We start from the raw sequence: 12983 nt of genomic DNA, 5'->3' as shown, positions 1-12983 counted from the left end.
CCTAACAAGAGTAAAGGGTATTATATAAAGTAATTATCATGCTCAATTGGTTGAGTCGTTTTTAAGGTGTAGGCTTCATTATCGTTAGCAAAGTCAGTGGCAAAGCCAAAATTACTGTTAAAGTCAGCATAAATTGTAAAGAGAATATCGCCTTTATTGGCTTTATCACCCACTTTTTTATGTAAATCAATACCAGCATGTTTGTCGATAGGCGCACCCGCTAAGCTTGCAATAGTTGATATTTTCAAGTTATCAATTGCATGGATATAACCTGCTGTTGAGGCAATTACATTGTGCTCAAAACGTGCTTTGGTTTGTGTTGTTTCTTGTCTACCTTGTGCTTGGATAATGTCTTGCATTTTTTCGTAGGCTCGACCAGATTCAAGAATGTCACGGGCAATCACGTAACCTTGACCGCCTCGAATATCAGGATCAAACTCTAAGATTCTTCCGGCTAATCTCAGTGATTTTTCTCGTAAGTCAATTGGTGCATGCTTTTGGTTACTTAATACTTGCAGTACATCTCTTGCTTCTAACGCAGGACCAATACCATTGCCAATAGGTTGTGAGCCATCAGAGATGACTACTTCAATATGTAAGCCAAAGAGGTCACCTATGTATTCAAATAACTTTCTGAGTTTTAATGCATCAATATTTTGATGTACTTTGGCCGAAGGACCCACGGGAATATCAATCAGTAAGTGCGTTGAACCGGCAGCAATTTTCTTCGATAAAATAGAAGCCACTAATTGACCTGTTGAATCCATAGCGAGTGGGCGTTCAACGGAAATTAAAATATCATCTACAGGGGCTAACTTAGCTGTGCCTCCCCAAGTAAGCATGCCGCGGTATTTTTGTACTATTTTTTTCATTTGCTCTATGGAAAGATCAACCTTGGCGAGTACTTCCATCGTGTCAGCTGTGCCTGCTGGGGAGGTTATTGCTCTACTTGATGTTTTAGGCATTAACATGCCATGGGCAGCAACAATAGGCATAACAACCATGGTGGTTCTATTACCCGGAATACCGCCAATACAATGTTTATCTACCACAATAGACTCGCCCCAATTAAGCTGTTTTCCTGATTCAACCATAGCTTTAGTTAGGAAAAATATTTCTTCACGTTCTAAACCACTGTGACTACAGGCAACTAAAAAAGCGGCAATTTCCATTTTAGAGTAACGGTTTTCTAAGATATCTTGGCAGATCAGTTGGAATTCTTCTTCATTAAGGGATTCACCTGCTATTTTTTTATGGACTGCGGCCAGTGATATTGGTGGTTTAGCTGGCGCAATACTGACTTTAACGCCTTGTTTTTTATCGAACTGTTTAAATGCCTGAATACTTAAACCCAACTCGTCAATGTTGACGATGCTGGTATCATCAACAATGTTAAGTACGGCAAGAATAGGGGTATCATTTTTATTTAGGTATATTTCAATTTTCATCAAGGCTTGAAAGCCTTCGGTACGATAAAGAGGGCACTCGCGATGTAAGTAGGCAACGTTTTCTTTAAACGTATCAATGGCAACAGACTTGATCTTTAACATGACACCATTGTTCCGAGTGAGGTGATTAATATAAGTGTAGTAGAAAAGCTGTTTGGTTAAGTAGTTTCAGATCAAGTTGTTGTTAATTTAATTTTGATAGCCCGGCTCATTTCAAAAGCGGATAAGCATTTATTATATTGAGCCGGAACAAAGGCAGTATAGTAGCGGTTTGGAATGACAGAAAAAGTATTATTGCCTATTTGTTAAGATTATTTCTGAAAACACCTGCTTATTTAGTATGCGTTTATCGTGATTTTTAACCGGTAAAGCGTTTAGTTTAAATTGCGTTTTTGCTAGTAGGTAATTCGTTGTATTGTTATCGGGTAGATAAATAGTAATGTAATAACTATCGGCTTGCTCATTGATGAGCGACCACATTATTTTATTTTCTACGCTAAGCTGAGCATTTTTCACTGTGTAAAGCTGATATTGGGCAAGGGTAAATTTTTGTGCAACCGGCCCCTTTACTGACGGTGAACGTTTAGATACGGCAAGTTTTTGTTGATTTAATCTCTGTATTTCAGTCGCTTGTCGATAGTCTTTATTTTCTATTTTACGCGGTTGATTTTTTAACGCTATTACTGTTGATGTAAGAGACTTTGCTAAGGCACTTTGTTGTACTATCACCCCTTGTTTTTCCATCATTGGCTCGGGGGCTGAGAATGCTGCTACTGCTTCGTCGGCCATCATTTTAGTACTCATTTGTTTATCTTTTTGTGAGGTACTGACTACGTTGGTACTCGTCTCTGCTGAGGGTAAAATATGGTTTTGTTGCTGAAAAACCAAACTGATCACTAAAATTAAAGACGCGGCTGTTGCTAAGGAGTGAAACCAGGTGATTTTTTTCTTGTTAGTTTTAGCAGACTCTGTTGCAACGGCTTGATAAGCGGCTTTTATAATACGTTTATCTAAAAATTCACTCGGCTGTTGATCTTCATCGGGTGGAAATTGCTGATATAAGGTATTGATAAACGCCTCATCTTCTTGCAAATGGCTTGTTGGCTTCGTTAGTTTAGATGACATAGTCAGATAACCCCTTGCGCAGTCTTTGTAATGCATATCGCCAACTGCTTTTTACTTTTTCTTTATGTTGTGCGGTAATTTTTGCAATTTGTTCGATGCTAAAGCCTGATTCTTGTTTTAACAAAAACACCTCGCGTTGCTCAATAGGCAATGCGGCAATATTGGCTGTGAGTGCTTGTGCCAATTGTCTTTGTTGGTTACTTAGATCTGTATTATTTAAGGCGATTGGTGTTTCTGTTAAATCAGCATGAGTTTCTTCTTTTTGATTACTTTTTTTATTTTTATGATCGATTAATGTATTGCGGGCAATGGTAAATAAGTACGTTCTAAATTGTGCGCTAACTTGGTAATTTTTCCGAGCATTTATTAACTTCAACCAAGTATCATGACATAGCTCTTCAGCGATGGCAGTTGATAATCCCTGTTTGATAAAAAAATGAAAAATCACGCGTTTGTGCCTCTGATAAAGTTGCTCAAATGCTGAAGCATCACCTTCGGCATAGGTGATCATCAGCGCCTCATCCGTGACTTCATGACCGACAATGTTTTTGTCGGTCTTCTGAATAGTTAATTCCGATTGGGTCATTAATGGCAGTGCCTAAGGACTTTACTCATGATCGACAGCATTATTAGCGCCGTTACTAGCACTGAGTTGTGGAGATAAAGCTTGGGCAAGTTTAACCATATTTATGAATTCTCCTCGATAGCCATGACGATCTTCGCCTCTACCTTGTTGAGCTAGGTCGATAATATCTTTTTTATTCATTGTCGAAAGGTTCTCGCCACCACGTAATAACTGGGCAAAACCTGCGACTGCTGCTGAAAATTTATAACTATTACTCGTTGCTGTTATCGATTCAATAATATCACTTTTTAACAATGGCACTTCTATTAATTGACTGCTATTTTCTGTGGGGTTTTTATAGCGTAAACGCAAGAATGCAAACTCATTTTGGTTTTTAGTTGTGGTTTGATGGGCTGTATTTTGAGCTTGATAACGTAATGTGTCGTTGGCTTTATTTTTTCCATTCACAAGGCTTATTTCATAGATTGCTGTTACGGTATGTCCCGCGCCAATTTCCCCTGCATCAACGTTATCGTTGTTAAAATCTTCACGTTTAAGTGCGCGAGTTTCATAACCAATTAAGCGGTATTCGCTGACGATACTCGGGTTAAATTCAACTTGAATTTTGACATCTTTGGCAATCGTAAATAGTGTCGATGACAATTCTTCTACTAATACTTTTCTCGCTTCATGTAAATTATCAATGTAATAAGCATTACCATTGCCAGTTTGGGCAAGTTGCTGCATTAATTCATCATTATAGTTACCTGAGCCAAAGCCTAATACTGATAAATCGATACCTGACTTTCGTTTGTTTTCAATCAGGTTTTTTAAGGCTTGATTGTTAACGGTGCCAACATTAAAGTCGCCATCTGTAGCTAACATTATTCGATTAATGCCACCTTTAATAAAGGATTGCTGGGCTAACCGGTAAGCTGCTTCAATGCCCGCTCCTCCATTTGTTGAACCACCCGCGGAAAGTTGACTAAGCGCGTCGATTATTGCCGGTTTATTGTCTCCTTTAGTTGGTTTTAATACCACACCTGCGGCTCCTGCATAGACCACAATGGCAACACTATCATCCTGATTTAATTGATTAGTCAGCATTTTCAAGGCGTTTTTTAACAGGCCCATTTTATTAGCATTATTCATTGAACCCGAAACATCGAGTAAAAAAACCAAATTGGCTGCGGGTCGCTCTGTTTTAGGAACCGCTTTACCTTTAATGCCAAGGTGTAATAAATACTTATCAGCATTGTAAGGACTAGGGGCGACTTCGCTATAAACCGAAAATGGCTGTTTTGTAGGCGTAGGGTAGTCATAAGAAAAATAATTAACTAACTCTTCGACTCGAACCGCATCGTGTTGAGGTAATTTACCTTGATTGAGTAGTCGTCGAACATTAGCGTAAGCGGCGGTGTCGACATCAATGGAGAATGTTGAAACGGGTTGTTCAGCGACTAATAAAGTGCCGTTAGATTTTTGATGTGAATATTTCTCGTTATTATTCGCTTCATTGATAAAATGTGCGGGCGGCATTTGACCGACTTGTCCAACAGAACGGTATTTTTTTTCTGACAATGATACATAGCTCATTTGTGCAGACATCAGTTTTTCTCTTGTAAGTTTAACTGCTTTTTTGTCAACCATCATTTGTTTGCGGGTTCTATCGGCTAGCTGTTTTTGCTCGGCTATTACTACTTCCTGTTTTGCGTTAATCGATTCATTACTTGCTGCGAGGTCTTTTTCTTGAGCACAACCAGTCAATAATAAAGCGGTGCTGATCAGGGAAATGCTAAATAGTTTTTTCATAATCGTCTCAGGTTAATAGTGATGTTATTGATATAAACGAGTCAGTTGATAAAAAGGGTTAAAATAAATTAAGTTTTTTGTCATTTAACTAATTTATTTTGTCTTTATTCGACCTTTAATTCGGGGAGTTACTGCACACAGCTAAAGCTCACTATTACCACAAAGCAGGCCTAATTAAGACATGAATTTATCTTAATAAGTAGTCTGCTTTACCACCAATGAGCGGTCATTAGCGTAAGTATTTTGAAGCCCGATCGAAATTTTCATACGAGCCAGTGTAACGTATGGTCACTTTATCATCACTTTCATAGCAGATGTCTTTGCTATTTATTATGTTTTTATAGTTAACGCGTGATCTAACTAACACGTCATTAACAAAAGTATCATCAAAACCATAGATATTCGGCGAAGAGAAATAATCAAACATATTACAGGCTTCATTTTCAGGAATCCCTTCATAAACAAGAGAAATACCTTTATGATCACTTGAAGCAATAATATTACCGCCATAACCGTGACTAATTATGCCCTCTTTTCCTGAATAAAGATCGCCGATTAATTTTTGTTCAATAACAACTTGATTATTAATGTTCTTATTTCTACTTCGGTTATAGTATGCGCTGATGTTTTCCGCTAACTGATACCTTTTTCTGAGTTCACCATGTAGTTTGTTTTCTGATGAAACATCAAAAATAATAGAAGCAATTCCTACAGCCAAGAATAGAACAATAAAGCCTGCCCATAAGAACAACTCTTTTTTATTAAACAACCGCCTTTCAATTTGATGCCAGCAATATTTGGCCGATATGAAACCTACAACACTCGATACGACAAATATTTTCAAATACAGAAGAAAGAAAATAATGCCGTAACCATGAAAGTGGTCAGAGTATAAGTTGGCAACAATAACGCCAGAGATAAATGAAATAAGGACTAACGTAAAATATTTTTTGATTGAATCAATATAAGGTATGGCTGCAACAAAAAATAATACGCTAAAAATAGGAAACCAATAATGGAGCACTATATCATTAGGTATTATTTCTTTCGAAATAGGGGTTAACGAAAAAAAAGCAATAAATAAAATATCAAACTTATGAAGTAAATGGTTATTAATCTCCTTGTTTATAATGTTGACCTCCTTGATATCCGAGAAATTTAAAATGTTTATATAAATCAATGCAGGTGAAAAGGTAATTCCTTTTACCATTGACTATTGCGTTGTCTGCTTGTCGTTCTAAGAAGACTTTAATCTTTTCAATTAGTAAGGTCAACAATGCGCACAAAGTGATCATTAATAATTAGATAAAGAAAGACCAGTTAGATGGTCAAATAGACGAGTTAACAACGAGTCTGGCTCGATTTTGGAAACTTAAGTAGGCGCCTTGATAAAATATCAATGGCAACATTAAGCAGGGCGGTACAGGTGATAAGTACGAGTGCATTGCTATAGCGTATTTCGCTGAAGTTACTGTCGATATAAAACCCTAGCGTCATAATACCCAAAATTCCAAAGACAGCAGTTTCTCGCACTATGATCTCGAAACGATAAAACAGTAAGGCCATCATGTTGGGGTAGATATTAGGCATTATGTGATAGTTAAACTGATTAAACTTACTCATTTGCATCTGTTGCGGAGCAATGGCGTTACTTTGCTTGACAGCCAAATAAGCGATAACGCAGCCATTGTGTATGGCTAACGCGATAACCGCCGGTAACATCGATGGGCCGAGCAACATTAAAAAGATAAAAGCTAAGATATATTCGGGTACTGAGCGACCAATTAATAATATTAACTGGCCAAGCCAAGTCAGTGGTGTCGGCCATAACTGTCTACTCGCTAGGGCATGGGCGTTTAAAGTAACAACGTGGGTGGCTGCTAAGGCAAGTAGCGCTAAGGTGATAGTCGCAATGCCGCCGGGAATAGCTTGCTCAACTAATAGGTCGGTAAACCAAGTAGTGAGTGATGCCCATTGAACCTCTGCAAAAGTCCCGACGTTTACTAACGCGGGAGGCAAAATATCTTGGCTGATAAAGCGCACCAGTAAGCTGCTATCTACTGCTGGAATATCCACTAGAGTCAGGCAAGCGATAATGAAATAAACCATCATTAATTTGGGTGGGCACCAGTAACTAATGGTGCCGATAAGCGTTACAAATATGATTAATAACGCCGCGCCCTCGTTATAGTTTCCTTGTCTAAAAGCGGTTTCCATATAAAAACCTAATGTTGGCATTCCGATAAAGCCTAATACGGCGCTGCTTCTCAAGGCACATTCAAAACGGTAACGAGTGTAGGCCATAAGTTGTGGCAAGACTTGCGCTATTTTCCCGTAGGTGAAACGGCTAATAATATCTGCGCGGCTATCGATACTCTCTAATGGGCTATCAGACGATTGGTTGATGATATCGTGAAACACCCGGGCAAAGGTGGCGGCAAACGGTATGGTGATGGCCAAAATTCCGGTCATAGGAGACAGACCAAATATTTGTAAGAATAACAATGCCCAGAAAATTTCATGGATAGCACGGAAAAAAGCGCAGCAACTCGATACGATTGGGTGTTGATATATTAAGGCTAAAGGAGCGCCGAGTACGAGACCTAAACAGACGCCTATAATGGCAAAGTTAATCGTTTGAATAACGGCTTGGAACAAGTATTCGGTGGCAAAAAAGTCAGGAGCCATTAATCCTTGAGCCATGAGCGTTAACTCAAGTAAAGGGTCGAAGTTTACAATTTCTATATCAGCGAAAGGAATAATAAGCAGCGCGATAAGCCAGATTAATACAGTGACTTTTTGCCAATAACCCAAGGGATAATGTGTGTTTTTAACTTGCTGCAGTTGTGGCATAAAATAAGCTTACGCGACTGCGCTCGTTTGAAATAGTTTGGTGATCTGCTGTTGGTCTACATGCTGTTGTTTGCTGTCGAACACCAGTCGTCCTTTATCTAACGCGATAACGCGGTCAAAAGCGCTCATGGCTAATTCTCGGTCATGCATCACCATAATTACGCTGTTGTGCTGTGCTAATACGCTTTCGAGTAATCTTGATGTCATTAAGGGGTCGAGCGCGGAAAAAGGTTCATCGCCGATAAAAATATCTTGCTGCTGATATAGAGCTCTTGCTAAGGCTACGCGTTGTCTTTGCCCACCAGAGAGTTTATCTACCTTTTTAGTTAAAGGCTGATCTAATTCTAATTGCTGACAAAGTGCAGTAATATTGTTCAGGTCTTGCTTGAAAGGTCTAATTAAATTCACTAGGTTAAATAACCAGTGGTGGCGCGCTAAAGCGCCCATAAATATATTGTGGTAAATACTTAAATTATCAACTAAGCCTTGGCGCTGTGAACAAAGGGCTGCACGGTTTTGTAATGTTTGATACAAATGGTGTAACAAGCTAGATTTCCCAGCACCTGAGGGACCAATAATCGCAACTTTCTCACCTTCACTGATTGTTAGGCTCAGGTCAAAAATCACCTGTGTAGATGCCTTGTTTTTGCCGGTTTTCTTACCAGTATTGTAGCCAGCAGTTCTATCATAATGAAGGTTTAGCTTGTCGATAGTGATCATTAATCGATAAGTCCTATCTTTTTAGCGACAGTTAATACCGGTTCAAAATCTTTATTATCAGCGTTTACAAAGGAAGAGCGTGGAAAACTCTTAAGGAGCTCGGGGTTATTCATATTAAGCAGTACTGCTTGAACTTTATCAGCAAACCCTTCGCCAAATTGGGCATTAACACCTGAACGTATTGTCCATTGATAATCAGGGTAGGCGGGGGTTTCCCAAATAACCTTTACTTTATTAGTATCAATTTTTCCAGCGGCTAGGGCACTTTCCCATACTTTATAATTAACAGCGCCAACTTGGTAAGCACCTGCTTGAACTTGGGCAATAGTCCGACTATGGTCACCAGAAAAGCCAACGCGTTTAAAGGCTTGTTGTGGCTTTTTCTCTAAGTGTTGCTCGATATAATATTGCGGCATTAATCTACCAGAAGTAGAGCCTTTTGAGCCAAAGGTGAAGGTTTTTTGACTGATATCAGGAAAGCTGTCGCTCATCGCTAAACCGGTACTATAGTGGGCGATAAAGTAGCTTTTGAAAAATTGGTCTTCATAACCTTGTGCAATGGCTTTTGAGCCAGGCACTAATTTTCTGGCTTGTACGCCAGATAAACCACCAAACCAGGCAAGTTGCACTTGGTTATTTCTAAAGGCGGTTACTGCGGCTGAGTATGATTTAACCGGTATATACTTTACCTCAACACCAAGCTCCTTCTCTAAATACAGAGCAACCTTTTCAAAACGGGTTCTTAGCTGAGATTCATCTTCATCTGGAATGGCGGTAAAAGTAAATGTTGTAGCGTTCGCGTTGTTACTTACAAATAGGCTAAGTGTTAATGCACATAGTGCTATTAATTTGGTCAATGCTTTCATCATATCTCTGTTTAGTAGAACGGCATCAATCTAGTCTATGTCATTTAATTGATGCAAAAAATTGTGGATGATTAATGGTGAATAATCACTTGAAAAGTGTGATTCACACACGATTCACTGATAAAAATGAATGTTAGTCCCTGAGGTGCTGCTTCATCTAGCAGGCAATATTCTGCTATTTTATCATCTATCGTCATATAGTGGCAGTTGTCATTTGTATTCTGAAGTTATAAGGCTGATAGATGGCTGATTAAATAATTTTAGGCCCATAAAAGTAGCATAAGCGTATATCTACTTTGATATGGTCATTATTTTTTTTATACGCTAGGATGATGGTTAGTATCTCCTTAAATTTACAGTAGGTAAGATTGAATTATCAAGGTACATTCCCTAACGTTTTTAACTCTCATCTAGCTTTAATTGCTTTAGCAGGCCTTGTATTCTTGGCAAGTTTTTCCGCTAAGTCAGAGGAAATTAAAGTTGTCACTGAGTATTTACCACCCTATCAAATTAAGTTGGAAGACGGCTCTCTAGGTGGCTATGCGACTGAAGTTATTAGTGAATTATTTAGAATCACCGGTGATATCCCAGATATTCACATTTTACCTTGGGCAAGAGCTTACGGTATTGCCCGCAGAGAGCCTAATATACTCGTTTATTCCATTGCCCACACGAAAGTGCGTGATCCCTTGTTTCATTGGGTTGGGCCTTTAAAATATGAGCGGTTCTATTTTTGGGGATTAAAAAGTAAGATTACTAAAGAGTATGAATCCTTAGACTCAATAAAAGGTATGCTTATTGCCAGCATAAATGAAAACAATACTGAGCAATATTTAATAGAGAATGGTTTTAAAAACATTTATAAAGTGGTTAAAGGTGAACAACGTTTACTTATGTTAGAAAAGCAGCGTATAGATATTATCCTCAGCAATGAACTTATTTTAAAGTCACTAAGCCATAGTATCGATTATGATTTTTCAAAACTAAAAAAATTACAAGAAGCAAAAGGTTTACAAAGTAATTTAAGTATTGCTTTTGGTTTTAATACTGAACCTAAGCTAATCGAACGTTTTCAAGCCGCTTATGCTGAACTAGTAACGTCAGGAAAATTACGTGAAATAAAGCATAAATGGTCGATAGTAGATGAAAGCTAGTCAACCGTGGTTGACTAGTTTCATCTTATTTTACTCTACCTTAATAAATAATTAAGGGTTCGCTTGTAACGTTAACGTTATACCCGCTGCAGTACTATATCCATAAACATCTATGTAATAAGTTCCTTCGCCTGGGCTAGTGAAGTTACAGCTTTCAGTGTTGCCATTTTTATAGGGGCGACAATCATATACAGTAGATGTTGATTGTGCTCCTTTACGGACATATAAGTCAGCATCGCCAGATCCTCCCGAAATACTAATACTCATATCGGTATAACCTGCAGGTAATACTTGCGTATAACGTTGCCATTGTCCCTGAGTTACTGAAATATTAGATAAAGTATCATTAATAGGATCGTTACCACCCGGAGTGCTAGTTGTGTAACTACCCGTTAAGCTGAGACCTGAAAAGGTTGAGTACGCTTTTAAACGAACATAATAAGTACCACCAGACGATGTAACAGAACAAGATTCGCTGTTGCCATTTTTGTAAGGGCGACAGTCATAGGTTGAATCTGTTGGCGTTGAACCAAATTTCACATACATGTCAGCATCGCCTGAACCACCATTACTAATAAAGCTAATGTCAGTTGCTCCGGCAGGTACATCCATGGTGTAAACAATGTCTGAGCCTGATGATGCTGCTAAATTTGAAGCCGCAACACCATTAGTTAACACATTACCAACAGGGTCTGTTGGATCAGTACCACCATTAGGACAAGCGCCAACACCTACAGCACACCAAGCTGTTTCAACTGCTGTTTTTTCAGTAGTACCATATAAATCTTGTGCAGCCTGTGCTGTTGCTGTTCTTGCACCGGCAAAGTTAGTGCTTTGATTCATATAAGTAACAAGTGCACGATAGAAAATTTTCTCAGCTTTAGCCATACCAATACTTGGTACTTGTGCGGTTGATTTGTTACGAGGGTGAGTACCACCGTCTACCAATAAGACATACGCTAAGTTCGCAATACCCGAATTACCATGTACGCCACCTTGGTCGTTATTATTGTTTGGGTTACTTACGTAAGGAATACGTTCTGGCCACCAATCTTTTGAGTAGTTGTCTTTGGTTGGGTTGTCCATATAACGTAATGCTTTACCTGGGGTGTTATATAAACCATCACCGAGTAACCAAGATGAGCTTGTTGTGCCGTTACGGTATGATTCAGCTGAAAGCCCTAAAATATCTGACCAAGCTTCGTTCAGTGCTCCTGAGGCATTAGCATAAACAAGATTGGCGGTTTTATCAGTTACACCATGCGTTAATTCATGGCCAATAATATCAAAATCACTAGTAAAATCATTCAAGCCATTTGATGCTTGACCGTAAATCATTTGAGCCCCAGTCCAATAAGCATTCGCGACACCCATATCAACACTTGATATTAATGTCATACCATTGTTATCTAAACTATCACGACCAAATTTACTTTGGTAATAGTCATAAACTTTTGCTGCGCCATCATGTGCCCGTTGTGCAGCAGCATTGCCACCACAGCTTTGGTTGTTAGTACACAACAATGAACCAGGCGCTGAATTAGCTGAGCCACCATTTAAGGTATAGGTTTTCCAACTTTTTGAAGAATGGACTTGTGCTTCTCTGCTTAATACTTCAGAGGTATGTGCATCAAAGTAAACGAAGTCACGGCCAAAATCATCGCCACCGTTGTCCCAAGATACTTCTACTCGATAGGCCAGTTTTGTTTCTTCAGTCAAAGGTATATAAAGGTAAGCAAGTTCAGCTGAACCGTTAACGTCGCCAATGCTTTGGGCTGCAGCGATTGCTTGATTTTTACCGGTGTTGGCATTGTTATTATTCAGAGTGTTAACACTATTGAACGTTGATAGTGTAGCTATTGGACTTTTAGCTAAACTTCCAGTGATACCATAAATATTTGCTTGGCTATTAGCTGTGCTTAATACGCCTATAGAGCTATTAGCATGCATGATCATACTTGTACCATAAACTTTAATGCCGTTAATAGTTTGGTTAAAGTGTGTGTGCGTTTTTCCTAATTCATCTGTCCATTGTCTACGAACGTTAAAGTTTTCATTACCGGTCGCGGCATATTCATTCTGGCTAGCAATGATATCTTTCAGTGCTTGGGCTGCGGTGTTCTGCGTCATATTTCCTAGCTCACCAACAACAAAAGATGGAACGCCATTTGCTGTTTGGCTTTGCACTGTCATTGAAGTAACTTCAGTGGCATTAGTGTTGAATGCCGATGCGGCAAGAGATGCACCGACGATTAACGACAACTTTGTTATCTTATTGTATTTTCTCATGAGATATTCCTATTTAACTTAATTTTGTATCTGGGGGTAAAACCAGACATTATTTTTATTATCTCCAAAAACTTAAACATAATTTTGTTTAAAAGTGATTGGAGGATTTTTAGTCAGTCTTTGCTGACAAATTAAACGTAGCAGTAAAATC

10 protein-coding genes are annotated in these 12983 nt (G+C 38.7%); 1 reads left to right on the top strand and 9 read right to left on the bottom strand.

Translation table 11 applies throughout. The features are described from left to right. Positions 1-20 precede the first annotated feature (20 nt). From CXF85_RS08935 to CXF85_RS08900, 8 genes are all read right to left on the bottom strand, one after another. Positions 21-1550 carry a thymidine phosphorylase family protein gene (locus tag CXF85_RS08935; protein ID WP_101228191.1) on the bottom strand — a complete coding sequence of 510 codons (1530 nt, stop codon included), beginning with the start codon at positions 1548-1550 and terminating at the stop codon, positions 21-23. A gap of 189 nt (positions 1551-1739) precedes the next feature. Next, positions 1740-2573: a hypothetical protein gene (locus CXF85_RS08930; protein ID WP_101228190.1), complete on the bottom strand. Its 834-nt coding sequence runs from the start codon at positions 2571-2573 to the stop codon at positions 1740-1742. Then, a complete protein-coding gene (locus tag CXF85_RS08925) occupies positions 2563-3159 on the bottom strand; it encodes a sigma-70 family RNA polymerase sigma factor (RefSeq protein ID WP_101228189.1) in 597 nt (198 codons plus the stop codon). Before CXF85_RS08925 ends, CXF85_RS08930 begins: the two co-directional genes overlap by 11 nt. Before the next feature lie 21 nt (positions 3160-3180). Next, positions 3181-4950, bottom strand: a complete 1770-nt coding sequence (locus tag CXF85_RS08920; RefSeq protein WP_101228188.1) for a vWA domain-containing protein — start codon at positions 4948-4950, stop codon at positions 3181-3183. 229 nt (positions 4951-5179) lie between these two features. Next, positions 5180-6160 (bottom strand): hypothetical protein, encoded by a 981-nt coding sequence (locus tag CXF85_RS08915; protein WP_101228187.1) that lies wholly within the window; start codon positions 6158-6160, stop codon positions 5180-5182. Positions 6161-6291: 131 nt separating this feature from the next. Continuing rightward, positions 6292-7803, bottom strand: a complete 1512-nt coding sequence (locus CXF85_RS08910) for a PhnE/PtxC family ABC transporter permease (RefSeq protein WP_101228186.1) — start codon at positions 7801-7803, stop codon at positions 6292-6294. 9 nt (positions 7804-7812) lie between these two features. Next, positions 7813-8523: an ATP-binding cassette domain-containing protein gene (locus CXF85_RS08905; RefSeq protein ID WP_101228185.1), complete on the bottom strand. Its 711-nt coding sequence runs from the start codon at positions 8521-8523 to the stop codon at positions 7813-7815. After that, positions 8523-9389, bottom strand: a complete 867-nt coding sequence (locus tag CXF85_RS08900) for a putative selenate ABC transporter substrate-binding protein (protein WP_101228184.1) — start codon at positions 9387-9389, stop codon at positions 8523-8525. Before CXF85_RS08900 ends, CXF85_RS08905 begins: the two co-directional genes overlap by 1 nt. 368 nt (positions 9390-9757) lie before the next feature. Here CXF85_RS08900 and CXF85_RS08895 point away from each other — a divergent pair, with 368 nt between their 5' ends. Next, complete coding sequence (locus tag CXF85_RS08895) at positions 9758-10543, top strand: substrate-binding periplasmic protein (protein ID WP_101228183.1); 786 nt, start codon at positions 9758-9760, stop codon at positions 10541-10543. Positions 10544-10594: 51 nt separating this feature from the next. Here the strand turns inward: CXF85_RS08895 and CXF85_RS08890 are convergent, their stop codons facing one another. Then, positions 10595-12832, bottom strand: coding sequence for a M4 family metallopeptidase (locus tag CXF85_RS08890; protein WP_101228182.1), 2238 nt, complete (start codon positions 12830-12832; stop codon positions 10595-10597). Between the last annotated feature and the right edge of the window lie 151 nt (positions 12833-12983).

The sequence above is a fragment of the Colwellia sp. 75C3 genome (assembly GCF_002836255.1).
GTDB lineage: Bacteria > Pseudomonadota > Gammaproteobacteria > Enterobacterales > Alteromonadaceae > Colwellia.
Note: the sequence above shows the minus strand (reverse complement) of the source record. Positions and strands in the feature narration are given on the sequence as shown.

Excerpts from the sequence above, each read along its gene's own strand:
- CXF85_RS08935 (WP_101228191.1), bottom strand. The coding sequence starts at position 1,550 with ATGTTAAAGATCAAGTCTGTTGCCATTGATACGTTTAAAGAAAACGTT.
- CXF85_RS08930 (WP_101228190.1), bottom strand. The coding sequence starts at position 2,573 with ATGTCATCTAAACTAACGAAGCCAACAAGCCATTTGCAAGAAGATGAG.
- CXF85_RS08925 (WP_101228189.1), bottom strand. The coding sequence starts at position 3,159 with ATGACCCAATCGGAATTAACTATTCAGAAGACCGACAAAAACATTGTC.
- CXF85_RS08920 (WP_101228188.1), bottom strand. The coding sequence starts at position 4,950 with ATGAAAAAACTATTTAGCATTTCCCTGATCAGCACCGCTTTATTATTG.
- CXF85_RS08915 (WP_101228187.1), bottom strand. The coding sequence starts at position 6,160 with ATGGTAAAAGGAATTACCTTTTCACCTGCATTGATTTATATAAACATT.
- CXF85_RS08910 (WP_101228186.1), bottom strand. The coding sequence starts at position 7,803 with ATGCCACAACTGCAGCAAGTTAAAAACACACATTATCCCTTGGGTTAT.
- CXF85_RS08905 (WP_101228185.1), bottom strand. The coding sequence starts at position 8,523 with ATGATCACTATCGACAAGCTAAACCTTCATTATGATAGAACTGCTGGC.
- CXF85_RS08900 (WP_101228184.1), bottom strand. The coding sequence starts at position 9,389 with ATGAAAGCATTGACCAAATTAATAGCACTATGTGCATTAACACTTAGC.
- CXF85_RS08890 (WP_101228182.1), bottom strand. The coding sequence starts at position 12,832 with ATGAGAAAATACAATAAGATAACAAAGTTGTCGTTAATCGTCGGTGCA.